Origin of the sequence: Streptomyces sp. NPDC001714 (assembly GCF_042892755.1) — a bacterium.
GTDB lineage: Bacteria > Actinomycetota > Actinomycetes > Streptomycetales > Streptomycetaceae > Streptomyces.
The window spans coordinates 1-22,566 of sequence record NZ_JBIAUL010000017.1 but is presented as its reverse complement, the minus strand read 5'-3'; the positions used below and the strand labels follow the sequence as shown (position 1 = coordinate 22,566).

Sequence of the window (22,566 nt, the reverse complement as noted above, 5' to 3'; positions counted from 1 at the left end):
TCTACAGCGCGTCCGGTCCGCGCTCGCCGGTGCGGACCCGTACGGCGGTCTCGACCGGGAGCGACCAGACCTTGCCGTCACCGATCTTGCCGGTGCGGGCGGCCTTGACGATGACGTCGATCAGCTGCTCGGCGTCCTCGTCCTCGGCCAGCACCTCGATACGGATCTTGGGCACCAGGTCGACCGTGTACTCCGCACCACGGTAGACCTCGGTGTGGCCGCGCTGCCGACCGTAGCCGCTGGCCTCGGTGACCGTGAGGCCGTGGACGCCGAAGGCCTGGAGGGCCTCCTTGATCTCGTCGAGCCGGTGGGGCTTCACGACGGCGGTGATGAGCTTCATGCGTCCACCTTCTTGCTGGTGCCGGCCAGGGCCGCGGCGGAGACCGAGCCGATGACACCGCCGCCCGTGCCGCTGAAGTCGTATGCAGTCTCGGCGTGCTCGGCCTGGTCGATGCCGGACACCTCCTCGTCCTCGCTGACCCGCATGCCGAGGGTCTTGTCGAGGAGGAAGGCGAGGACCGCGGAGGCGACCAGGGAGTAGCCGAGGACCGCGCCGACACCGGCGAACTGCTTCCACAGCTGGGTGAAGGAGTGGTCGCCGTAGAAGACGCCGGTCGCGGTGGACTGGCCCTTGCCGGTGGCGAAGAAGCCGATGAGCAGGGAGCCGATGATGCCGCCGACCATGTGGACGCCGACCACGTCGAGGGAGTCGTCGTAGCCGAACTTGAACTTCAGGCCAACGGCCGCGGCGCAGGCGACACCGGCGATGGCGCCGACGGCGATCGCGCCGAGCGGGGAGATCGCACCACCGGACGGGGTGATCGCGACCAGACCGGCGACCGCGCCGGAGGCGGCGCCCAGGGTGGTGAACGCGCCGTGCCGGATCTTCTCGTAGGCGAGCCAGGCGAGCATGGCGGCGGCGGTGGCGACCTGCGTGTTGACGAACATCAGCGCGCCGACGCCGTCGTCGTTGCCGAGCCAGGAGCCGGCGTTGAAGCCGAACCAGCCGAACCACAGCAGACCGGCGCCGAGCATGACCAGCGGGAGGCTGTGCGGGCGCATCGGGTCCTTCTTGAAGCCGACGCGCTTGCCGATGACCAGGATGACGCCGAGGGCGCCGGCACCGGCGTTGATGTGGACCGCGGTACCACCGGCGAAGTCGATCACGCCGAGCTTGTAGGCCCAGCCGTCGGCGCCCCAGACCCAGTGGGCGACCGGGACGTAGACGATCGTCAGCCACAGGGCGACGAAGAGCGCCCAGGCCGAGAACTTCACACGGTCCGCGATGGCACCGCTTATCAGGGCCGGGGTGATGACCGCGAACATCATCTGGAAGACCATGAAGACGAACACCGGGATGGTGTAGCCGGGCCAGAGCTCCGTCAGCCCGACGTTGCTCATGCCCAGCCAGTGGGAGTCGAAGCCGATGAAGCCGTTCTTGGTGCCGAAGGCCAGGGAGAAGCCGTAGAGCACCCACAGGATGGTGACGATCCCGATGCTGACGAAGCTCATCATCAGCATGTTCAGCGTGCTCTTGACGCGGACCATGCCGCCGTAGAAGAAGGCGAGACCCGGCGTCATGAGCAGCACCAGGGCGGAGCAGATGAGCATGAAGCCTGTGTTCGCGGAGGACAGCTTGGGTGCCTCCGCGGCAAGCGTGATGGCGGCTGGTGCCATCGGCGTCTCCTCGTCGGTTGTACGGCCCCGTGCGGGTCGGAGCGTGAGCGATCCGGTCAAGCGGGGGGTGGGCCGGTTATGCGCCATGAGATTGGCGCAGCGCGGTTTCGGTCGTTGCCCCTCGTTGTTTCGCCGGAGTGACGAAGGCGCCTGGCGTGTTACGGGTAGATGAATTGCGAGATGTCCCGCTGCGGGATCGTTATCGTGGCGCAACCTTCTCTCGGGGGGAAAGGAACCGGCCGCGGACGGCCTTCCGATGACCTGGCGTGGGGGAGCCGAGTCGGGCAGTTCGGGAGGGCCGGCCGCGGCCGGGGTCTGGGAAGTGCCGGGGTTCAGACCGCCTCGGCGGTCTCCGGGAGGTCGACGGCGAGCTGTTCGGTGAGGTCGACGACGGCCGCGAGGTCGCCGTGGTCGCGGACGGCCGAGTCGACCGTCTTTCGGATACGAGTGTTCACCCGCTCGGAGCGCACCTTCTTGGCGATGCCCATGGCCTCGGAGGCCAGAACCGTGCTCTGCTCGGGCTCGCCGCGCAGCAGGTGCACGGTGGCCATGCCGATGAGGTTGAGCGCGTACGACCGCTGGTGCTCGGTGTCCTTGGCGAACAGCTCCACCGCCTTCTGCATCAGCGGCTCGGCCAGCGAGGCGTAGGTGGGGCTGCGGCCTGCGACATAGGCGAGGTCGCGGAAGGAGTGGCTGTTCTCGCCGTAGAGCTCGGCCTCGGAGAAGAAGCGGATCCAGTCGGGGTCCGGCTCGTCCCACTCGCCGGCCTCGGCGAAGGTGTCCTCGGCCATCCGGACCGCCCGCTTGCACTTGCCGGGCTGGCCCATGTTGGCGTAGGCACGGGCCTCCATCGCATACAGCATCGACTGGGTGCGCGGGCTCGCGCAGTCCCGGCTGCCGTACTGGGCGAGGTGGATCAGCTCCAGGGCGTCGTCGGGCCGGCCGAGGTGGATCATCTGGCGGCTCATGCTGGAGAGGATGTACGAGCCGAGCGGCTTGTCGCCGGCCTCCTTGGCCGCGTGCAGGGCGAGCACGAAGTACTTCTGGGCGGTGGGCTGCAGGCCGACGTCGTAGGACATCCAGCCGGCCAGCTCGGCGAGTTCGGCCGCGACCTTGAAGAGCTTGCGGGCGGTGGCCTCGGGCTGGGGTTCCTGGAGGAGGTCGGTGACCTCGTGCAGCTGGCCGACGACCGCCTTGCGGCGCAGGCCGCCGCCGCACTGGGCGTCCCACTGGCGGAACATCTCCGTGGTGGACTCCAGGAGGGCCAGCTCGGGCTTGGAGATGCGGCCGGGGCGGCGGGGGTCGACGGCCGGCTCGGGGTCCTGCTGCGGACCGCCCGGCGAGGGGACCAGCCAGCGCTGCATGGGCTCGATGAGGGACGGGCCCGCAGACAGCGCCAGCGAGGTTCCGAGGAAGCCGCGCCGCGCCAGCATCAGGTCGCTGCGCGAGAACTCGCTGAGCAGGGCCACCGTCTGCGGGCCCGTCCAGGGCAGGTCGACGCCGGTCGCGGAGGGTGACTGGCGGGCGGCCCGCAGACCGAGGTCCTCGACGGAGACGACACAGCCGAAGCGCTCGGAGAAGAGCTCGGAGAGGATCCGGGGGATCGGCTCGCGCGGGTTCTCCCCGTCGAGCCAGCGGCGCACCCTGGACGTGTCCGTGGAGATGTGGTTGGCGCCCAACTGGCGTGCTCTGCGGTTCACTTGCCGCGCCAGCTCGCCCTTCGACCAGCCGCTGCGCACGAACCACGAGTTGAGCAGCTCGTTGGGGCGCTTGTCGGTGCTGGTCGCGGTCGCCCCGCTTCCGCCGTTGCCGCCCACTGGAACGCCCCCATCCCTGAGACCACTTGATGCCGGATGCGCCAAGCCCTATCAGAATGCCGGTAAATACGGCCGCCCGTCCGGTAGTTCTCACCCTTCGAACGGGATACCGAGTTGCCTCCGGCATACCCACGAGTGCAAGTGCCCCCAGGCCTCGTGCACTCAAAGTAATCCTACGATCACTGCTCCAGCCACGGCGATCCCGGAAACGCCACCATTCGCCACCCCTTCGAATGAACTCACGATGCCCTTGGCGCGATTCACTTGACATAGGACGGCCGGGAGTAGGCGGAGCGGTGCACTCAGGGGCGCACATCCCGAGGTGCACCACCCGGGAAGCTTCAGAGCGCTGCCATGACCTTGCGGGCCAAAGGGAAGGCGGAGCCGTAGCGTCACGTTCCGTTTCCGTCTCGTTCCGTGTCGTAACCACCGGCGCGCCGGACCCGTTGGAGGGGGCATGGGCTTCACGATCGGCGGCATTCGCGAGATCCGCTCCGGCACACGCCGGCGCGGTCGTTCATCGGACTGCACCGCCGTCGCCGAGTTCACCGGACTGTGGGGCTGGGACGTGGTGCCCGGCGCCCGGGCCGCGGCCGGCGCGTGCTCCTGCGGGCACGCCGACTGCCCCGCACCGGGAGCGCATCCGCTGGACTTCGCGCCCCAGGTGTCCGCGGGCGCCACACTCGACGAGGTCACCAAGGCCTGGGGCGAGTTCCCGGGCGCGGCGGTGATGCTGCCGGTCGGCCGTGCGTTCGACGTGATCGAGGTCGCCGAACCCGCCGGGCGCCGCGCCCTGGTCCGCCTGGAGCGCATGGGCCTCCCGCTCGGCCCGGTCACCGCCACCCCGGACGGCCGCGCCCACTTCCTCGTCGCCCCCGGCGCCACCGCCGAACTCCCCGAGCTGCTCTACCGCATGGGCTGGGACGACCCGACCTCCCTGGACCTGCGCGGCCTCGGCACGGGCACGTACATCACCGCCCCGCCGTCCGACCGGGGCGGCCTGGGCCCGGTGCGCTGGCTGCGCCCGCCGGCCCTGGACTCGGCGACCAGGCCGCCGGCGGCGAGGCTGCTGCTGGGGACGCTGGCGTACGTGGCCCACCGGTCGCGGGCGTAGCCGCAGGGGCCCGAGCGGCCCCTACGCCGAAGCGCCCGTCCCCGGCCGTGCCTTGGGGATCGGGCGCTTCTCCGCGATCTCGGGGCGGGTAAATTTACCCCCCTTGGTTCAGTCACCGATAAGAGCATCCACGAACGCCTCCGGCTCGAACGGCGCCAGGTCGTCCGCGCCCTCACCGAGGCCGATGAGTTTGACGGGGACGCCCAGTTCGCGCTGGACCGCGATCACGATGCCGCCCTTGGCGGTGCCGTCCAGCTTGGTGAGGACGATGCCGGTGATGTCGACGACCTCGGCGAAGACCCGGGCCTGGACGAGTCCGTTCTGGCCGGTGGTGGCGTCGAGGACGAGCAGCACCTCGTCCAGCGGGGCGTGCTTCTCCACGACCCGCTTGACCTTGCCCAGCTCGTCCATGAGGCCGGTCTTGGTGTGCAGCCGCCCCGCGGTGTCGATGAGCACCACGTCGACGCCCATCTCCTTGCCCTCCTTCACCGCGTCGAAGGCGACGGAGGCGGGGTCACCGGCCTCCGGCCCGCGCACGGTGTGGGCGCCCACCCGTTCGCCCCAGGTCTGGAGCTGGTCCGCGGCGGCGGCCCGGAAGGTGTCGGCGGCGCCGAGCACGACCGTACGGCCGTCGGCCACGAGGACGCGCGCGAGCTTGCCGGTGGTGGTGGTCTTGCCGGTGCCGTTGACGCCGACGACCATCACGATGCCCGGCTTGCGGTCGGCGGGCTCGGTCTTCACCACGCGGTCGACGTCGGTGCCGACCAGCTTGAGCAGCTCCTCACGCAGCAGGCCGCGCAGTTCGTCGGGGGTGCGGGTGCCGAGCACCCGGACGCGCTCGCGGAGCCGGTCGACCAGCTCGGTGGTGGGCTGTACGCCGACGTCGGCGGTGAGCAGGGTGTCCTCGATCTCCTCCCATGTCTCGTCGTCGAGGTGCTCGCGCGAGAGCAGCGTGAGCAGCCCCTTGCCGAGGGCGGTCTGCGATCGGGAGAGCCGGGCGCGCAGCCGGACCAGCCGGCCGGCGGTGGGCTCGGGGATCTCGATCTCGGGCGCTTCGACCGCGGGGGGCTCTTCGACGGCGACGGGAGCCGAGCCGTCGGGAAGGTCGACCTCCTCTATCGTCCGGCGCGGTTCGTCGCGCGGCGTCTCGGCCTCGTCGCCGACGTGCGGCTCGGCCGGGGGCGCGGTGATGTCGGGCGCGGCGGGGGGCGGCGGGGGCAGCGACTTCTTGCGCCGGCTGCCGACGACGAGCCCGCCGAGCGCACCGAGCACGACCACGGCGATGACTACAGCAAGGATGACGGTTTCCATAACGCGTCCAGTATCCATCCCTCCCCCACGGCCGACTTTGCTCCCTCGCGCGGGAGTTTCTGGATGATCCCCCGAATCCGGATGCCGGTTTTGAGGGCATTCGACCAATTAACGTACGATGAATGCCTATGAGCACCACCGCCCACCACGATGGCGCGCTCGAACATCTCGAAGAGTCGCTGGAGCACCACGGCCTCGAAACCCGGGGCCTCGAACCGGTCCCGGACTCCGAGCGCACCGGCACACCCCGCGGTCTGCTCCCCACCTGGATCGCCGCGAACATCACCGTCCTGCTGGTGACCGTGGGCGCGGGCCTCGCGGTGTCGTTCGGGCTGAACTTCTGGCAGTCCCTGGTGGTCGGCATCGTGGCGCCGATCGTGTCGTACGGCCTGGTCGGGCTCGTCGGCATCGCGGGCAAGCGCGGCGGCGCACCGGGCATGGCCCTCTCCCGGGCGGTCTTCGGCCAGCGCGGCAACCTGCTCCCCGGCGCGCTGATCTGGGTGGCGCGCTGGGGCTGGGAGACGATCAACGCGGTGACCGGCGCCTACGCGCTGCTGACCGTCCTCGACATCCTGTTCGGGATCAGGAGCAACACCGTCCTGATCATCGTCACGCTCCTCCTCTTCGTGATCGCCACGTTCGCGATCTCGGGGATGGGCATCAAGGCGGTGCGGTACTGCAACCGCTGGGCGACCTGGCTGTTCGGCGCCTTCTCGCTGCTGGTCCTCGGACGTCTGATCGTGGCGACGGACTGGGCGAGGGTGTTCGGGCAGCCCGCCGGCACCGCGGCCGCGATGGTCACCGGGGCCGGGCTGATCGCGGCGGGCGGGATGAGCTGGGCGCCTGCCGCGCCGGACTTCACGCGGTATCTGCCGGATACGGCGTCCTCGGCGGCGATCGTACGCAACACGGTCGGCGGTGCCGGCATCGTCGTACTCCCCCTGGTCCTGATGGGCGCGGTGACGGCGTCCGCCACGCCGGGCCTCGCCAGGGCGGCCGACCCGGTCTCCTTCCTCGGCGAGATCCTGCCCCTGTGGCTGGCGGTCCCCTACCTCCTCATCGCCCTGGTCGGGATGCTGCTGATCAACGCGATGTCGATGTACTCGGCGGGCTTCACCGCGCAGACGCTCGGCTTCCGGATCCCCCGCCCGTGGGCGGTCTCGGTCAACGCGGTGATCTCGCTGGCCCTCGGCGGCGTCCTGATGCTGGCCGCGACCTCCTTCCTGGCCTCCTTCATCGCCTTCCTGTCGCTGCTGGCGGTGGCGTTCTCGGCGTGGGTGGGCGTCTTCGGGGTCGACATGCTCCGCCGTCGCCGGTACGACGCCGCGGCCCTGCTGGACACCACGCGCACCAGCGCCTACTGGTACCGGGCGGGCTTCTCCCCCGCCGCCGTCGCGGCCTGGGCGCTCGGCCTGGCCGCCGGCCTGGTCTTCACCACGTGCGACTGGTTCACCGGCCCGCTCGCCACGAACAACCCCGTCGGCCGGTACGGCCTCGGCTGGGTCGCGACGATCGTCGTCTCGGGCCTGCTGTACGCGGTGCTGCCGAAGCCGGCGGTGGTCCCGGCGACGGCCGGGAAGCCCGCACCCCTGGCCGTCTGACGCACCGTCAGCTACTGTCCCCGCACACCGCCCGGCCAGCCAAGGTGAAGGGGAGCTCCCATGCCCGTCTCGGTCGTCCGCTTCAACCTCGTCGAACCCGGCGCGTCCCCGGCGGCGCTGGGCGCCCGGTACCGAGCGGCCCTCGACATGGCCGCGTACGCCGACGAGCACGGGGTCACCACCGTGCAGACCGAGGAGCACCACGGCGTCGACAACAACTGGCTGCCGTCGCCGTTCGCCTTCGCGGGCGCGGTGTTCGGGGCGACCCGGACCATCGCGGTGACCGTGTCGGCGGTGATCGGCCCGCTGCACGACCCGTTGCGGCTGGCCGAGGACATCGCGGTGCTCGACCTGCTCAGCGGGGGCCGACTGGTCACGGTGGCGGGGATCGGCTACCGGCCCGAGGAGTACGCCCTGTTCGACGTGGAGTGGAAGCGGCGGGGGCGGCTGCAGGACGAGCTGCTGGAGACGCTGCTGAAGGCCTGGACCGGCGAGGAGTTCGCGTACCGGGGCCGTACGGTACGGGTCACCCCGCGCCCCTTCACGGACCCGCACCCCCTCCTCCTGGTGGGCGGTTCCTCCAAGGCCGCCGCCCGCCGCGCCGCCCGCCTCGGCCTGCCGTTCTTCCCGAGCGCGCATCTGCCGGAGCTGGAGGCGTACTACAAGGAGCGGCTCACCGAGTACGGCACGGAGGGCTGGACGATGATGCCCACGGCCGAGACGCCGCTGCTGCACATCGCCGAGGACCCGGACCGGGCGTGGGCCCGGTACGGCGAGCACTTCCTGCACGAGGCCCGGACGTACGCCTCCTGGCAGTCCGGCGACATCCACTCGGCGGTGCGGTCGGCGGCCACGACGGTGGAGGAGCTCCGCGCGGAGGGCGTCTACCGGATCCTCACCCCGCAGGAGTGCGTGACGGCGGGACTGGACAACCTGGTGCTGCATCCGCTGGCGGGCGGGATGCCGGTGGCGGAGGGATGGCGGAGCCTGCGGTTGTTCGCGGAGGCCGTGCTTCCGGCGCTGTCGGCGTGACAGGGGCAGGGCGAGTCGGCGGATGGGCGCCGGAGGGTTCGGCACCGCAGGGCAGCACCGTCGTGGCCGATCGCCGTCGCGGCGGTGAAAGGACTCTGCGGCGGATCAAGAAACGGAGAGCCCGTGCGGCACCATGCACGACGTCGCTGCCCGGCGGTGCCGATCGCTCCCGCGTCCACGGTCCTACGGCGCCGGGAGCGGGTCGTGGAACGGCGCGGACCGCCGCCCCGCCCGGGCAGTGACCGGGCGGGGCGGCGGGGGGATACGGGGAGAGGGGCAGCGGGGACTTGGCCCTTCCCCCCGAGTCGGGGGCGCGCTCAGCCCATCTCCTCCAGGGCCTTGCCCTTCGTCTCCTTGACGTACTTGAGGACGAACGGGATGGAGAGGGCCGCGAAGACCGTGTAGATCACGTAGGTGCCGGAGAGGTTCCAGTCGGCCAGCGACGGGAAGCTCGCGGTGATGGCCCAGTTGGCGATCCACTGCGCGGAGGCGGCCACGCCCAGGGCGGCGGCGCGGATCCGGTTCGGGAACATCTCGCCGAGGAAGACCCAGACGACCACGCCCCAGGACAGGGCGAAGAAGAGGACGAAGATGTGGGCGGCGACCAGGGCGGTCCAGCCCTGCGTGGACGGCAGCTTCCCGTCGACGAGGTGGTACGAGAACGCCCAGGCCTCCAGGGCGAGGCCGACGACCATGCCGACCGAGCCGATCAGGGCCAGCGGCTTGCGGCCGATGCGGTCCACGAAGATCATCGCGATCACGGTGCCGATGATGTTGATGATCGACGTCGTGAAGGAGTAGAAGAACGAGTCCGTCGGGTCGACACCCACCGACTGCCACAGCGTGGAGGAGTAGTAGAACGCCACGTTGATGCCGACGAACTGCTGGAAGACCGACAGGCCGATACCGACCCAGACGATCGGCCTGAAGAAGAAGGAACCGCCGAGCAGGTCCTTGAACGTGGACCTGTGCTCGCTCTTCATCGCGTGCTCGATCTCGGCGACCCGGGCGTCCAGGTCGACGCTCTTGCCCTCGACCTCTTCGAGGATCGCGCGAGCGCGCTCACGCTTGCCGACGGACAGCAGGAAGCGCGGGGACTCGGGGATCGCGAAGGAGAGCAGGCCGTACAGGACGGCCGGGATCACCATGACGCCGAGCATGACCTGCCAGGCCTCCAGGCCCATCAGCTTGCCGCGCTGGTCGCCACCGGCGGCGTTCAGCAGACCCCAGTTGACCAGCTGCGAGATGGCGATGCCGACCACGATCGCGGCCTGCTGGAAGGAGCCGAGACGGCCGCGGTAGGCGGGCGGGGCGACCTCGGCGATGTAGGCGGGGCCGATGACGGAGGCCATGCCGATGGCGAATCCGCCGATGATCCGCCAGAAGGCGAGGTCCCACAGGGCGAACGGCAGCGCGGAGCCGACGGCGCTGATGGTGAACAGCACGGCCGCGATCTGCATGCACCGGATCCGGCCGATCCGGTCGGCTATGCGGCCGGCGGTCGCGGCGCCGATGGCGCAGCCGATCAGGGCGATGGCGATGACCTGGGCGAGGGCCGCGGACCCGATGTCGTAACGGCCCCGGATGGCCTCGACGGCGCCGTTGATGACGGAGCTGTCGTAGCCGAAGAGGAAACCACCCATCGCGGCCGCCGCCGCGATGAAGATGACATGCCCGAGGTGATCGGGGTGAGCCGTCCCGGCTCCTGACTGGGGTGCACGCGCAGTGCTGGTCACAAGAAACTCCTCGGGCCACCGGCAACGCCGCCGGGGTGGGGGTGAGCCCTCTCAGGTCTGAGTGGCGCACATCTCCACACCGCTCACACCTGAAGGTAAAAGCAACGTTGCAGAGACTATGCCTTCAAGTTTCGAAGTCAATAGGTGGTCACGTGTGAAGTTGCAGATACCACGCAACGAAAATGCGTTCACTTCTTGAAGAAGAGGCGAAGATGACGCGCCCAAAGGGGCGCGGGAAACTGCGCGACCAGCCACAACGGCGCCGCACCCGAGACCGTCGGCCAGGACCCAGCGTCAGCGCAGCCGCTGGCTGATGACCTTCGACACACCGTCGCCCTGCATGGAGACGCCGTACAGCGCGTCGGCGACCTCCATCGTCCGCTTCTGGTGCGTGATTACGATGAGCTGGGACGACTCCTGGAGCTCCTGCATGATGCGGATCAGCCGCTGCAGGTTGGTGTCGTCCAGGGCCGCCTCGACCTCGTCCATGACGTAGAACGGGCTGGGGCGTGCCTTGAAGATCGACACCAGCATCGCGACGGCGGTCAGCGAGCGTTCGCCGCCCGACAGCAGGGAGAGCCGCTTGACCTTCTTGCCCGGCGGGCGGGCCTCGACGTCCACGCCCGTGGTGAGCATGTTGTCGGGGTCGGTGAGGATCAGCCGTCCCTCGCCGCCCGGGAAGAGCCGGCTGAAGACGCCCTCGAACTCCCTCGCCGTGTCCCGGTACGCCTCCGTGAAGACCTGCTCGACCCGCTCGTCGACCTCCTTCACGACCTGAAGCAGGTCGGCACGGGTCTTCTTCAGGTCCTCCAGCTGCTCGCTGAGGAACTTGTGCCGTTCCTCGAGGGCCGCGAACTCCTCCAGGGCCAGCGGGTTGACCTTGCCGAGCTGCTGGTAGGCCCGCTCGGCCGCCTTGAGCCGGCGTTCCTGCTCGGCCCGGTGGAAGGACTTCGGCTGGTTGCGCGGGTGCTCGGGGTCGTCCGGCAGCACCTCGCCCTCGGCGGGGGGCGAGGGCGGCACGAGCTGGTGCGGGCCGTACTCCTCGATGAGCCCCGCCGGTTCGACACCGAGCTCCTCCAGCGCCTTGGCCTCCAGCTGCTCGATCCGCAGCCGCTTCTCGGCGCCGAGTACCTCGCCCCGGTGAACTGAATCCGTGAGTTTGTCGAGTTCGGCCTTGAGGTCGCGGCCGGCGGTGCGGGCGGCGGTCAGCTCCTGCTCGCGGCGGGCCTTCGCGGCCTCCGCGGCGGCACGTTCCCGCTCGGCGCGGCCGACCGAGACCTCGACGTGCGCGAGCAGCTGCCGCGCACCGGCGGCGACGGCCTCCGCGACCGCCGCCTCGTGGCGCAGCCGGGCCCGGCGCTGTTCCGCACGCGCGCGTGCCTCGCGTTCCGCGCGGGCGGCGCGGTCGAGGGAGTCGGCGCGGCCGGCCAGCCCCTTGACGCGCTCCTCGTGGGTACGTACCTGGAGGCGGGCCTCCATCTCGGTCTGACGGGCGTTGGCGCCGTCGGCGGCGAGGCGGTCGCGCGCCGAGGTGTCCGGCTCCTCCTCGACGGGCATCTCCTCGGCCACGGCGAGCCGCTCGGCCAGGATCTCGACCTCTTCCAGGGCCTTGTCGAGGGACTCCTGGGCGCGGGCGGCGGCCGCCGTGGAACGTTCCGCCTCGCCTGCCGCGCCGCGGGCCTGTCCGGCGAGGCGGCCGAGCTGCTGGGCGACGGCCGACTTCTCGCGATCGGCGACGCGGCGCCGCTCGCCCAGCTCCTCGACGAGGGCCGCGCACTCCTTGCGGAGTGCTTGGGCCGACTCCTGGGCTTCCGACAGCTCCTCGCAGCGGACGGCGAGCTCTTCCAGCTCGGCGGCGGCCTCGTCCACGGAGGCCTGGACCTCCAGCAGACTGGGGGCGCCGGCGGAACCGCCGTGGGCGAAGTGGGCGCCGAGGAGGTCGCCTTCGGCGGTGACGGCGGTGAGGTGGGGGTGGCGGTAGACGAGGTCCTCGGCGTCCTCGAGGGTGCCGACGACGACGATGTCCCTGAGGAGGCGTCGTACAGCGGGCATGAGGTCGGACGGGCCCCGCACCAGGTCGGCTGCGAGGTGCCCTGACGGGGGTGCCGTGGTGGGTCGGCGGTCGGGTGCGGGTGCGTGGGGGCTGGTCGCGCCGTTCCCCGCGCCCCCATGGGGCGCTGCCCAGGCCTCGGCGTCTTCGGGTGCGGGTGCGTCGTGGCTGGTCGCGCCGTTCCCCGCGCCCCCATGGGGGGCTACCCAGGCCTCGGCGTCTTCGGGTGCGGGTGCGTCGTGGCTGGTCGCGCCGTTCCCCGCGCCCCTTTGGGGCGCTACGGACTGGGGTGCCTCAGGGGCTCCCGCCAGCAGTAGGGCCGCCCTGCCGCCGTCCTGCTTGCGCAGCAGTCTGATCGCGTCGGCCGCCGATGCCGGGGTCGTCACCGCGATCGCGTCCGCCGCTGTGCCGAAGGCTGCCGCCAGGGCGACCTCGTGGCCCGGGGTCACCGTGAGCAGTTCGGCCGCCGGGCCGAGGAGGCCGGTGAGGCGGTCCCGGGCGCCGAGCAGTATTCCGGTGCCGTCCTTGCGACGCAGGCCCAGCGCCAGCGCCTCGTGGCGGGCCTGGGTCGCGGCGCGCTTGCGTTCCGCCGCCGTGACGGCCTCGCGGGCCGTGGTCAGGGCCGCCTCCGCCTCGGCGAGCCGGTGCTTGGCCTGGTCGTGCTGTCCGCCCAGTTCCTCGTCGCCGGCGTCGAGGCCGTCGACCTCCGCCTTCAGCGCCTCGTACTCCTCCTGCGCCGAGACCGCCCGTTCCTGGGCCTCGTCGCGGGCGGCGGCCAGCCGGTCGATCTCGGCCTGGGCGGACGCGGCGCGGGAGCGGGCGGCGCCCACCTGGCCGTTCAGCCGGGCCAGGCTCTCGCGGCGGTCGGCGATGGAGCGGGCCACGTCCTTCAGGCGCCGCTCCTCGAGGGCGAGCGCGCGCTCCAGCTCGGCGCGGTGGGCGACGGTGTCGTCCAGGGCGTGCTGGGCCGCCTCCAGCGAGGCCTCCAGCTCGGCCTCCTGCTCACGGATGCGGTGGGCCTCGCGCTCCATGTCCTCGGGGTCGCGGCCGCGCCGTTCCTCGGGGGGCGTGGAGGTGGCGCTCTTCACCCGGGCGTCGGCCAGCGAGATGGTGCCGCGGACGCGTTCGGCGAGCTGGGAGAGCTCGTACCAGGTCTGCTGGGCCCGCTGCAGGCGCGGGGTGAGCTGCCGTACCTCGTCCTCCAGGAGCGCCTCCCGCTGGAGGGCCTTCTTCAGCTCCTGCTCGGCGGCCTCCTTGCGTTCCTTGAGGGCGGCCTCGTCGGCGACCTCGGTCTGGAGTGCCTGGCGCAGTCGTACGAGGTCGTCGGCGAGGAGGCGCAGGCGGGCGTCGCGGAGGTCCGCCTGGATGACCGCGGCCCTGCGGGCGACCGCTGCCTGGCGGCCGAGGGGCTTGAGCTGGCGGCGCAGTTCGTCGGTCAGGTCCTGCACGCGGGCGAGGTTGGCCTGCATCGCGTCCAGCTTGCGCAGCGCCTTCTCCTTGCGCTTGCGGTGCTTGAGGACGCCGGCCGCCTCCTCGATGAAGGCGCGGCGGCCCATCGGGTCCGCGTGCAGGACGGAGTCGAGCTGGCCCTGGCCGACGATGACGTGCATCTCGCGGCCGATGCCCGAGTCGGAGAGGAGTTCCTGGATGTCCAGGAGACGGCAGGTGTCGCCGTTGATCTGGTACTCGCTGCCGCCGTTGCGGAACATGATCCGCGTGATGGTGACCTCGGCGTACTCGATGGGCAGCGCGCCGTCGGAGTTGTCGATGGTCAGGGACACCTCGGCGCGGCCCAGCGGCGGGCGGCCGGTGGTGCCGGCGAAGATGACGTCCTCCATCTTGCCGCCGCGCAGCGACTTGGCGCTGTGCTCGCCCATGACCCAGGTGAGCGCGTCGACGACATTGGACTTGCCCGAGCCGTTCGGACCGACGACGCACGTGATCCCCGGCTCGAACCGGAGCGTGGTCGCCGAGGCGAACGACTTGAACCCGCGGAGGGTCAGGGCCTTGAGGTGCACGCCGTCGGACTCTACCCGGCGCCGCTACCGCACTCCACGACCCCTCGCAACCTCGCGGTTTCGCGCATGAACATGCAGGGCACACCAGACGTTAAAGAAGGTGAAAGGATGCGCGGGGCTGGAACGGGGCTCGGAGCGGGGGCGCAAGAAAGAAGGGACGCCGGGGCGTCCCTTGCAAATCTTGACAACTCAAGCGGTTGAAAGGGCTGCCCAACCGCCGCATGTGCTGTTGTGGAGCGATGCAGCGATCAGGTGAGCGCAGGCTCCGCCTGGTTTGCGTCGATGCTCTCCATGATCCTGTCGGGAGAAGCGGCAGCCGTCAGCGCGTCGTTCTCGGCCTGGATCCGTACGAGCTCGGATTCGAGGTCCTGGACACGCTGCTGGAGCCGTCGCATCTCGGCGAGGAGTCGCGGGTCGGAGCCGCCGACGTAACCGAGAAGCGCCTTTGCCATGATGGATGGTCCTCCACACTGAGTGACCGACCGAAGCGGTGTGGGTCGTGAGGGATTCGCACCCGCGGTGCTTGACACATCCGAGTGTTGCTCGACTGTTGCGCCATGCCAAACAGCTAAGGTGCGCGGGGCTTTCAGCGTCTCACCAAAAAGTTTGACGGTCAACACGATCACGCCCGTATTGGCGGGCGAACCCGGGATCGGACGGCCCTGGACGGGCGGCGCTGCGACTCCTGCGGGGCCCTCAGGGCGTGGCGATCATCTGTAAGTGCGGAGCCTGCCACGACACGCGGTTCTTGGCAACCACCAGGCCATTTCTGCTCGGGGCACATGCCGGTGGCAGATCGCTCCGCTTCACCCGCCTCGCTTCACAGGGCGGGCTCAGCGGATGGCGAAGCCGTCGTAGCCGCCCCGGGGTGTGTCCCAGATCTCGGTGACACCCTCCACCCGCCCGGGCGTGTCTTCGCCCTGGAGCCAGTCGAGCAGCCCTTCGCAGCCCGCCCGGGGGCCCTCCGCGACCACCTGGACGCGGCCGTCGCCCAGATTGAGAGCAAAACCACTCAGGCCCCCGATCTCCAGCGCCTTGGCCCGCGTGAACCAGCGAAACCCCACGCCCTGTACCCGTCCACGGACCCAGGCGACCAGTCGCACATCCTCGCTCATGGGTGCAACCTAACCGGCCAATGTCACTCGGGGCACTTCCTCGTTCGGCGGCATGCGGTACCGTCCCCACCCAATGAATCTCATATGAAACTCACTCGATCGGGTGAGTCTGGTTGACCAGAAGGAGTCATTGGCCACACCGGCCCCTGGTCGACCCCGACCGCGAGGACGAGGGAAGAAGGCAAGGACATGGGACGCCACCGACGCCACGCCGCCGGCCGCGCCGCCACGGGCCACGCCACGGGGGTCACGGAGAACGACGGCTCGTACCCGGGCGGCCACGACCCACAGGACTCGTACGCAGGCCTTCGCTACGGCACGGGCACGGCGGCCTACCTGCGCCAGGAGGAGTACGCCGACACCAACGCGCGCAGCTCGGCCTACCTGTTCGCGACCGAGGACGACTACGCCCGCTTCATGAACACCGCCGACTTCCCGGCCGAGGAGTTCACCCCGGTCGGCGGCCCCACCTCGGGTGGCGGGCACCGGCGCCGGAAGAAGTCGGGCCGGCCCGTGGCCACCGGGCTGCTGGGGGTCTCCGCCGCCGTCGCCATCGGCACGGTCGCGGTGGCCACCGGCGTGGTGCCGGGCCTCGAGAACTACAAGCTCGGCGGCGGCAGCAGCACGACCGGCGGCGAGCGGGTGCAGGCCGACGGCGCGCCCAGCAACACGGCCGCCGAGCAGGGCGGCACCTCCGGCAGCGCCGAGAGCCGCGGCACCGGCTCCTCGACCAGCCGTGACACCCGGCGCTCCGCCTCGCCGACCCCGTCCGCGTCCGCCTCGAAGTCCGCCTCCGCGTCGGCCTCCGCCCCCGCCTCCTCGTCGCCCACCCCGACGAAGACGGCGACCGAGAAGCCGACGCCCGCCGCCACGCCGTCCAAGAAGGCGACGGCCACCCCGAGCAGGACGGCCACCAAGGCGCCGGTGAAGACCGCCGCGCCGATCACCTCCTCCGAGGAGGCCGTCGTCGAGGCCGAGGTGCTGAAGCTCGTGAACGAGGAGCGGGCCAAGGTCGGCTGCAGCGCGGTGTCGGCGAACTCCTCGCTGACCAAGCTGGCCGAGGCGTTCAGCGACGACATGGCCGCGCGGGACTTCTTCGACCACACCGACCCGGACGGCAAGACGCCGTGGGACCGGGCCGCGGCGGTCGGCATAACCAACCTCGGCGGCGAGAACATAGCCCGCGGCCAGGCCACCGCCCAGGCCGTCATGGACGCCTGGATGAACAGCGAGGGCCACCGCGCCAACATCCTGAACTGCGACTTCAAGACCCTCGGGGTCGGTGTGCACTTCGGCGAGGGCGGCCCGTGGTGGACGCAGGACTTCGGCTACTAGCCGCACCGGTCTCGAGTCACCGGGTCACCGAGTCACCGAGTCACCGGTCAGGGCACTAACCCATAGTTAGCGCACCCTGTCGGTTAGCGCTGTGCTCCCGTACGCTTGACGCATGACCATCACCCAGGACGGCGTCGCGGAGCCGCAGCCTCCGTACGACGTCTTCGCCCGGGCCTGCCCCTCCCGAACCACCCTTGAGCACGTCATGGGCCGCTGGGGCGGGCTCACCCTGAGCGCGCTGCACGAGGGGTCGTTCCGGTTCAACGAGCTGCGCCGGCGCGTGGACGGCGTCAGCGAGAAGATGCTCTCCCAGACGCTCCAGGTCCTGGAGCGCGACGGACTGGTGCACCGCGAGGCACAGCCGACCAACCCGCCGCGCGTCGACTACGAACTCACCCCGCTCGGCCGCGGGGTCGCCGAACACCTGCTCGCCGTCGTCCACTTCGTGGAGGGCCGGATGGACGAGGTGCTGGCCGCCCGCGAGCGTTACGACGAGACGCGCGGCGCCCGCTGACACTGCGGGCAGAAGTAGCTGGACCGGTTCATCCAGGGCCGCCTGCGCATCGGCGTACCGCACCGCCGGCAGGGCAGTCCCTCCCTCCCGTAGGCGTCCAGCGAGCGGTCGAAGTAGCCGGACTCGCCGTTGACGTTGACGTACAGGCTGTCGAAGCTGGTGCCGCCGACGGCCAGGGCCGCGTTCATCACGTCCCGTACATGGCCGAGGAGTTCGGCGGTGCGCGGGCGGGTGAAGCCGGCGGTCGGCCGCTCGTAGTGGATGCGGGCGCGCCAAAGGGCCTCGTCCGCATAGATGTTGCCGACTCCGCTGATCAACGACTGGTCGAGCAGCGCCCTCTTGATGGTGGACCGCTTCCGGCGCAGCGCCTGGTGGAAGGCCTCGTCGTCGAACAGCGGGTCGAGGGGGTCGCGGGCGATGTGCGCGATGACGTCCGGCAGTCCGTCGAGCGTGTTGTCGTGCAACGACAGTCCGCCGAACGTGCGTTGGTCGACGAAGCGGAGCTCCGTGCCCAGGCCGTCGGCGAACCGGACGCGGATGCGCAGGTGCTTCTCCACCGGCGCCTCGTGCGGCTGGACCAGTAGTTGGCCGCTCATGCCGAGGTGCGCGAGGATCGACTGGTTGGTGTCCTCCAGCGGCAGCCACAGGTACTTGCCGCGCCGGCTCGGGGTACCGATGCGGTGGCCTTTGAGCTGGTGCGTGAAGTCGTCGGCGCCGGCGAGGTGCCGTCGTACGGCACGCGGGTGCAGGACCTCGGCCTCGGCCACGACGCGATGGGCGACCCACCGCTCCAGGCCGCGCCGGACGACCTCCACCTCGGGCAATTCAGGCATCGGGACTCCCGGGAAGGACCGTGGACGATCCGAGCGCCCGCCTCCCTGGAAAGGTGGCGGGCGCTCGGGCTGCGCTGTTCGTCAGGCGGAGGCGGCGGACGACGGCGGGCCGTCGTCCTCCTCGGCTTCGGCCCGGGCGGCCTGCTCGGCCGCCTTGGCCTTGGCGCGTTCGTCCGCCGCGGCGCGGATGGCGCGCCAGGCGGACTCGGCGGCCTGCTGCTCCGCCTCCTTCTTGCTGCGGCCGGTGCCGGTGCCGTACGAGACGCCTCCGACGCGGGCGGCAGCAGTGAAGGTCTTCTCGTGGTCGGGGCCGGTCTCCGTGACCAGGTACTCGGGCACGCCGAGGCCCTCCGTCGCGGTGAGCTCCTGGAGACTGGTCTTCCAGTCCAGGCCGGCTCCGAGGTTCGAGGACTTCTCGATCAGCGGGTCGAAGAGCCGGTGCACCAGCTCGGACGCCGAGTCGAGGCCCTGGTCGAGATAGACCGCGCCGATCACCGCTTCAAGGGTGTCGGCGAGGATGGACGCCTTGTCCCGGCCGCCCGTGCCCTCTTCACCCCGGCCGAGCCGGATGAAGGAACCCAGGTCGAGACCGCGGCCCACCTCCGCGAGCGCACGCGAGTTCACCACCGCGGCCCGGAGCTTGGCCAGCTGGCCCTCGGGCAGGTCGGGGTGGGTGTTGTACAGCGTGTCCGTGACGACGAGGCCGAGGACGGAGTCACCGAGGAACTCCAGCCGCTCGTTCGTCGGCAGGCCGCCGTTCTCGTACGCGTAGGAACGGTGGGTCAGCGCACGCACCAGAAGGGCGGACTCGAGCTTGTAGCCGAGCCGCCCTTCCAGAAGCGTGTGGGACGAGGCCGTGCTGTCCGCCTTCTTCTTGGCGGATGGGTCCGCGTTGGGCTCTTCGCCCTTCTTGGGACTGGACACAGTGCCTCTCACCTGGCCGCTCAGACTTCGAGGACCTGGCGCTTGTTGTAGGTGCCGCAAGACGGGCACGCGATGTGCTGCTGCTTGGGCTCGTGGCAGCGCTCGCACGCAACCAGGGTGGGGACCGCAGCCTTCCACTGCGACCGGCGGTGGCGCGTGTTGCTGCGCGACATCTTCCGCTTCGGAACAGCCACGGCTACTTCTCCTGCTTCTCGTCGACGCCCGCTTCCGCGTCAGCGCCGCTCATCTCGTCCTTCTCGCCGTCCTTCATGGATCCGGCGAGTCCCTGCAAAGCCGCCCAACGGATGTCGACGGCGTCATGGTGGTGGTCCGGGTCGTCCGTGAGCCGGGCTCCGCACTCGGAGCACAGGCCCAGGCAGTCGTCCTGGCACACCGGCTGCATCGGCAGTGCGAGCACCACCGCATCGCGCAGCACGGGTTCGAGGTCGAACAGGCCGTCCTCGATGAAGAACCTGTCCTCGTCGTCCTCGGCGTCGTCGCCCGGTTCCGCGATCACGCGGCCCCGGTCGTCGGCGTCAGGGTACGAGAACAGTTCCTGGAAGTCCGCTTCGAGCTCCTGCTCGACCGGCTCCAGACACCTTACGCACTCCCCCTCGGCCTGTGCACGGGCGGTGCCTGTGACGAGCACACCTTCCATGACCGACTCGAGCCGGAGTTCGAGCTCCACCGGGGCGCCCTGCGGCACTCCGATGACCCCCTTGATCCCGAAGTCCTCGGGAGCGTCGATCGTGCGGGTCAGGCGCTGCAGGGCACCAGGACGCCGTCCCAGCTCGTGCGTGTCGAACACGAACGGGTTGCGGTGGTCGAGGCGCGCGTGAGGAGCCATTCCTGCTTTCGATCTTCGAGTTCAGAGGGACGCCGTCCGGAGGTCTCTCCGGGCAGCGTTGATCGCGGACGTAGACGCGACCGAAGAGCCAGGATACTGGACCTTTCGCTGTCGGCCCAATCCGCCGGTCTTCGGCCCCCCTGCCGGCCGTCGCCCGCCCGGTTTCTACAGGCCCCGGCCCTGTTCGTAGGCCCGCAGCTGCTCCGGCGTGATCATGCTGGTGTCGAAGAGGCTGGTCTCGTCGAGGGCGTACGACTGGTGCTGCTGGTGCTGGGCCGCCGGCTGCTGCTGCTGGGGGTCGTAGACGGGCTGCTGGCCGGTGTCGTAGCCCTGGTAGGCGGCGGCGTAGGGATCGGCCTGCTGGTAGCCGTAGGGGTCCTGCTGGTAGCCGTAGGCGTCCTGCTGGGCGTAGACGGGCTGCTGCTGGGGGTAGCCGTACGGATCCTGCGCCACGGGCTGCTGCATGGGCTGCTGGTCATACTGCGGCTGGGCGGCGGCGGGCTGCTCGGCCTGGGCCGCCTGGGCCGCCCGGTCGTCCTGGTCGGCGAGGGCCGCGAGGTCGGCCAGGTAGTCGGCGTCGCTGGAGTGCTGGAACGTCGTGTCGTCGTCGGCGAGGGCGCCGAGCGCGTCGGTGGCGATCCGGCCGTGCAGCTTGGCCCGGCCCTTGCCGACCGCCTCCAGGGTCTTGGCGAGGACCGCCTCGAAGGCGCCCAGCTTGACGTCCACGTAGGCGTCGGCGTCCCGGCGCAGGGTCTCGGGGTCGTGGCTGCGCTCGGGGGCGTCCTCGTCCTCGTACCCCTGCTCGTCCAGGCCGGGGCCGGTGCCGAGCAGCTTCTCCCGGCCGCGGCCGACCGAGCCGAGGGTCTTGGTGAGGACGACCTCGAAGTTGGCGAGCTTGGAGTCGACGTAGTCGTCCGCGTCGGCGCGGACCTCCTCGGCCTCCTTGCGGGCCTCGGCGAGGATCCGGTCGGCCTCGGCCTGGGAGCGGCGGGCCACCTCGGTGTCGGAGATCAGCGAGCCGCGTTCGGCGTGCGCGGTCTCGATGATCCGCTCGGCCTCCATGCGGGCCTGCTCGACCATCTGGTCCCGGCCGCCGATCAGCTCCTCGGCCTGCGCGAGCGAGCCGGGCAGCGCCTGGCGCAACTCTTCGAGCATCGCGAGCAGCTCGGCACGGTTGACCACGCACGACGCCGACATGGGCATGGACCGGGCGCCGGAGACCGTGCTCACGATCTCGTCGAGCTTCTTCTGCACGTCCACCTGTGCTCGCCACTCTCTACAGCTGGGTTGGAGACGGACGGGACGACTGTAGCCCCATCAGTCCTTGCCGAGACGCTTGTTGAGGGCCTCCAGAACGGCCGGCGGAACCAGGTGGGCGATGTCGCCGCCCCACTGGGCCACCTCCTTGACCAGCGAGGAGGAGAGGAAACTGTAGGTCGGGTTGGTCGGCACGAACAGCGTCTCGACACCCGACAGACCGTTGTTCATCTGGGCCATCTGCAGCTCGTAGTCGAAGTCGCTGACCGCCCGGAGGCCCTTGACGATGGCCGGGATGTCGCGCTGCTTGCAGAAGTCGACGAGGAGGCCGTGGAACGCCTCGACCCGGACGTTGCCGTAGTCGGCGGTGACCGTGCGGATCAGGTCGATCCGCTCGTCGATCTCGAACAGGCCCTTCTTGGACTTGTTGATCATCACCGCGACGTAGACCTCGTCGTAGAGACGGGACGCGCGGGCAATGATGTCGAGGTGTCCGTTGGTGATCGGGTCGAACGACCCGGGACAGACGGCGCGGCGCACTTGTGATCCCTCGCTCTCCGGTCCGGTCATCGTGCGTCTTCGCACGTAGAGGCGGCGCGACCGTACCAAAACGTTCCCTCGCCGTAGCGACGGGACCGGAGGCCTTCGAAGCCGGCCGGCCAGTTGAAAACGCCACCTCTGGTGCTGCGCTCCACGGTGACGAGCGCGTCCGGCGCGAGCCAGCCCTCAGAGTGGAGTGTGAGGAGAATCTCCCCAAGATCGTCGTCCGTGACGGCGTACGGAGGATCCAGGAAGACGATGTCGTACGGCTGTGCCGGTGCCGGGGACTGGATGATCTGCTCGGCTCTGCCCGCTCTTACCTCGGCGCCGGGGAGGCCCAGATTCTTCACGTTTTCACGTACGACGCGGGCGGCTCTGGGGTCCGCCTCCACGAGGAGGGTGTGGCCGGCGCCCCGGGAGAGGGCCTCCAGGCCTACGGCTCCTGAGCCGGCATAGAGGTCGAGGACTCGTTCGCCGTCCAGGGGGCCGCCGAGGAGGGACTGCCAGGTGGAGAAGAGGCCTTCGCGTGCGCGGTCGGAGGTGGGGCGGGTTCCGGTGCCGGGCGGCACGGAGAGGCGCCGTCCGCCTGCCTGGCCGGCGATCACGCGGGTCATGGGGGGGTCCTTCTTCGAGGGCTGCTTACGGGTTCAGTCTGGCAGGGCTACTGGGGTGGGTGCCTGGTCTGGGACGGGGGGTGCGGGTCCGACGTGGTTGCTCGCCCAGTTCCTCGCGCCCCTGAGTCAGTCGCCTCTAGGCCGTTTCGTTTGGATCAGTCGGTCGTTGGTCTGGGTGTGCCGTTAACTGATGCGCAGTGGTCGCGGATCGAGCCGTTGCTCCCTGACCGG

At 70.5% G+C, this 22,566-nt stretch carries 20 protein-coding genes; 5 read left to right on the top strand and 15 right to left on the bottom strand.

The genetic code is table 11. The annotated features are described in order from the left end of the window. Nucleotide 1: 1 nt before the first annotated feature. The 3 genes from ACFY0P_RS36560 to ACFY0P_RS36550 all read right to left on the bottom strand — a co-directional run bounded on the left by ACFY0P_RS36560 (nucleotide 2) and on the right by ACFY0P_RS36550 (nucleotide 3,494). On the bottom strand, nucleotides 2–340 hold the full coding sequence (locus tag ACFY0P_RS36560; protein ID WP_093498850.1) for a P-II family nitrogen regulator: 339 nt from the start codon (nucleotides 338–340) through the stop codon (nucleotides 2–4). Further along, nucleotides 337–1,677, bottom strand: coding sequence for an ammonium transporter (locus ACFY0P_RS36555; protein ID WP_388923282.1), 1,341 nt, complete (start codon nucleotides 1,675–1,677; stop codon nucleotides 337–339). The genes ACFY0P_RS36560 and ACFY0P_RS36555 overlap by 4 nt, the downstream gene beginning before the upstream one ends. A gap of 332 nt (nucleotides 1,678–2,009) precedes the next feature. Next, entirely contained in the window at nucleotides 2,010–3,494 is a 1,485-nt protein-coding gene (locus ACFY0P_RS36550) for a hypothetical protein (RefSeq protein WP_388923280.1), read from the bottom strand. A gap of 457 nt (nucleotides 3,495–3,951) precedes the next feature. Here ACFY0P_RS36550 and ACFY0P_RS36545 point away from each other — a divergent pair, with 457 nt between their 5' ends. Then, nucleotides 3,952–4,608: a bifunctional DNA primase/polymerase gene (locus ACFY0P_RS36545; protein ID WP_388923277.1), complete on the top strand. Its 657-nt coding sequence runs from the start codon at nucleotides 3,952–3,954 to the stop codon at nucleotides 4,606–4,608. Between the two features lie 108 nt (nucleotides 4,609–4,716). Here ACFY0P_RS36545 and ftsY read toward each other — a convergent pair whose 3' ends face one another. Next, nucleotides 4,717–5,919 carry a signal recognition particle-docking protein FtsY gene (ftsY, locus tag ACFY0P_RS36540; RefSeq protein WP_388923274.1) on the bottom strand — a complete coding sequence of 401 codons (1,203 nt, stop codon included), beginning with the start codon at nucleotides 5,917–5,919 and terminating at the stop codon, nucleotides 4,717–4,719. Nucleotides 5,920–6,047: 128 nt separating this feature from the next. On the opposite strand from ftsY, the gene ACFY0P_RS36535 reads away from it, so the two are divergent. Both ACFY0P_RS36535 and ACFY0P_RS36530 read left to right on the top strand, forming a co-directional pair. Next, nucleotides 6,048–7,520 carry a cytosine permease gene (locus ACFY0P_RS36535; protein WP_388923272.1) on the top strand — a complete coding sequence of 491 codons (1,473 nt, stop codon included), beginning with the start codon at nucleotides 6,048–6,050 and terminating at the stop codon, nucleotides 7,518–7,520. 60 nt (nucleotides 7,521–7,580) lie between these two features. Next, nucleotides 7,581–8,552: an LLM class flavin-dependent oxidoreductase gene (locus ACFY0P_RS36530; protein WP_388923269.1), complete on the top strand. Its 972-nt coding sequence runs from the start codon at nucleotides 7,581–7,583 to the stop codon at nucleotides 8,550–8,552. 317 nt (nucleotides 8,553–8,869) lie between these two features. Here the strand turns inward: ACFY0P_RS36530 and ACFY0P_RS36525 are convergent, their stop codons facing one another. From ACFY0P_RS36525 to ACFY0P_RS36510, 4 genes are all read right to left on the bottom strand, one after another. Beyond that, nucleotides 8,870–10,288, bottom strand: coding sequence for a sugar porter family MFS transporter (locus tag ACFY0P_RS36525; protein ID WP_388923267.1), 1,419 nt, complete (start codon nucleotides 10,286–10,288; stop codon nucleotides 8,870–8,872). A 294-nt stretch (nucleotides 10,289–10,582) separates the two neighbouring features. Next, nucleotides 10,583–14,356, bottom strand: a complete 3,774-nt coding sequence (locus ACFY0P_RS36520; protein WP_388923264.1) for an AAA family ATPase — start codon at nucleotides 14,354–14,356, stop codon at nucleotides 10,583–10,585. Nucleotides 14,357–14,604: 248 nt separating this feature from the next. Next, complete coding sequence (locus ACFY0P_RS36515) at nucleotides 14,605–14,808, bottom strand: hypothetical protein (protein ID WP_093498859.1); 204 nt, start codon at nucleotides 14,806–14,808, stop codon at nucleotides 14,605–14,607. A 381-nt stretch (nucleotides 14,809–15,189) separates the two neighbouring features. After that, nucleotides 15,190–15,471 carry an acylphosphatase gene (locus ACFY0P_RS36510; RefSeq protein ID WP_388923261.1) on the bottom strand — a complete coding sequence of 94 codons (282 nt, stop codon included), beginning with the start codon at nucleotides 15,469–15,471 and terminating at the stop codon, nucleotides 15,190–15,192. A gap of 189 nt (nucleotides 15,472–15,660) precedes the next feature. Between ACFY0P_RS36510 and ACFY0P_RS36505 the strand changes: the two genes are divergently transcribed. Further along, on the top strand, nucleotides 15,661–16,806 hold the full coding sequence (locus tag ACFY0P_RS36505) for a CAP domain-containing protein (protein WP_388923258.1): 1,146 nt from the start codon (nucleotides 15,661–15,663) through the stop codon (nucleotides 16,804–16,806). A gap of 112 nt (nucleotides 16,807–16,918) precedes the next feature. Then, nucleotides 16,919–17,320: a winged helix-turn-helix transcriptional regulator gene (locus ACFY0P_RS36500; protein ID WP_388923255.1), complete on the top strand. Its 402-nt coding sequence runs from the start codon at nucleotides 16,919–16,921 to the stop codon at nucleotides 17,318–17,320. Here ACFY0P_RS36500 and mutM read toward each other — a convergent pair. The 7 genes from mutM to rsmD all read right to left on the bottom strand — a co-directional run bounded on the left by mutM (nucleotide 17,293) and on the right by rsmD (nucleotide 22,335). Further along, on the bottom strand, nucleotides 17,293–18,153 hold the full coding sequence (mutM, locus tag ACFY0P_RS36495; RefSeq protein ID WP_388923252.1) for a bifunctional DNA-formamidopyrimidine glycosylase/DNA-(apurinic or apyrimidinic site) lyase: 861 nt from the start codon (nucleotides 18,151–18,153) through the stop codon (nucleotides 17,293–17,295). The genes ACFY0P_RS36500 and mutM overlap by 28 nt on opposite strands. Nucleotides 18,154–18,234: 81 nt before the next feature. Then, nucleotides 18,235–19,089: a ribonuclease III gene (gene rnc / locus ACFY0P_RS36490; protein WP_388923250.1), complete on the bottom strand. Its 855-nt coding sequence runs from the start codon at nucleotides 19,087–19,089 to the stop codon at nucleotides 18,235–18,237. Nucleotides 19,090–19,097: 8 nt separating this feature from the next. Beyond that, nucleotides 19,098–19,271 carry a 50S ribosomal protein L32 gene (gene rpmF / locus ACFY0P_RS36485; RefSeq protein WP_003951102.1) on the bottom strand — a complete coding sequence of 58 codons (174 nt, stop codon included), beginning with the start codon at nucleotides 19,269–19,271 and terminating at the stop codon, nucleotides 19,098–19,100. Nucleotides 19,272–19,273: 2 nt separating this feature from the next. Continuing rightward, the gene (locus ACFY0P_RS36480; protein ID WP_388923247.1) at nucleotides 19,274–19,924 is read right to left on the bottom strand and encodes a YceD family protein; all 651 of its coding nucleotides are present in this window, start codon (nucleotides 19,922–19,924) and stop codon (nucleotides 19,274–19,276) included. A 165-nt stretch (nucleotides 19,925–20,089) separates the two neighbouring features. After that, nucleotides 20,090–21,184, bottom strand: a complete 1,095-nt coding sequence (locus ACFY0P_RS36475; protein ID WP_388923244.1) for an ATP synthase F0 subunit B — start codon at nucleotides 21,182–21,184, stop codon at nucleotides 20,090–20,092. 57 nt (nucleotides 21,185–21,241) lie between these two features. Beyond that, complete coding sequence (coaD, locus tag ACFY0P_RS36470; RefSeq protein ID WP_294004943.1) at nucleotides 21,242–21,721, bottom strand: pantetheine-phosphate adenylyltransferase; 480 nt, start codon at nucleotides 21,719–21,721, stop codon at nucleotides 21,242–21,244. A 26-nt stretch (nucleotides 21,722–21,747) separates the two neighbouring features. Continuing rightward, nucleotides 21,748–22,335, bottom strand: a complete 588-nt coding sequence (gene rsmD / locus ACFY0P_RS36465; RefSeq protein ID WP_388923241.1) for a 16S rRNA (guanine(966)-N(2))-methyltransferase RsmD — start codon at nucleotides 22,333–22,335, stop codon at nucleotides 21,748–21,750. Nucleotides 22,336–22,566: the final 231 nt, after the last annotated feature.

Bases quoted from the DNA above. Each gene is read 5' to 3' on its own strand.
- ACFY0P_RS36555 (WP_388923282.1), bottom strand. From the start codon at position 1,677: ATGGCACCAGCCGCCATCACGCTTGCCGCGGAGGCACCCAAGCTGTCC.
- ACFY0P_RS36505 (WP_388923258.1), top strand. From the start codon at position 15,661: ATGGGACGCCACCGACGCCACGCCGCCGGCCGCGCCGCCACGGGCCAC.
- ftsY (WP_388923274.1), bottom strand. From the start codon at position 5,919: ATGGAAACCGTCATCCTTGCTGTAGTCATCGCCGTGGTCGTGCTCGGT.
- ACFY0P_RS36515 (WP_093498859.1), bottom strand. From the start codon at position 14,808: ATGGCAAAGGCGCTTCTCGGTTACGTCGGCGGCTCCGACCCGCGACTC.
- ACFY0P_RS36560 (WP_093498850.1), bottom strand. From the start codon at position 340: ATGAAGCTCATCACCGCCGTCGTGAAGCCCCACCGGCTCGACGAGATC.
- mutM (WP_388923252.1), bottom strand. From the start codon at position 18,153: ATGCCTGAATTGCCCGAGGTGGAGGTCGTCCGGCGCGGCCTGGAGCGG.
- rsmD (WP_388923241.1), bottom strand. From the start codon at position 22,335: ATGACCCGCGTGATCGCCGGCCAGGCAGGCGGACGGCGCCTCTCCGTG.
- ACFY0P_RS36545 (WP_388923277.1), top strand. From the start codon at position 3,952: ATGGGCTTCACGATCGGCGGCATTCGCGAGATCCGCTCCGGCACACGC.
- ACFY0P_RS36535 (WP_388923272.1), top strand. From the start codon at position 6,048: ATGAGCACCACCGCCCACCACGATGGCGCGCTCGAACATCTCGAAGAG.
- ACFY0P_RS36480 (WP_388923247.1), bottom strand. From the start codon at position 19,924: ATGGCTCCTCACGCGCGCCTCGACCACCGCAACCCGTTCGTGTTCGAC.
- ACFY0P_RS36510 (WP_388923261.1), bottom strand. From the start codon at position 15,471: ATGAGCGAGGATGTGCGACTGGTCGCCTGGGTCCGTGGACGGGTACAG.
- ACFY0P_RS36500 (WP_388923255.1), top strand. From the start codon at position 16,919: ATGACCATCACCCAGGACGGCGTCGCGGAGCCGCAGCCTCCGTACGAC.
- ACFY0P_RS36530 (WP_388923269.1), top strand. From the start codon at position 7,581: ATGCCCGTCTCGGTCGTCCGCTTCAACCTCGTCGAACCCGGCGCGTCC.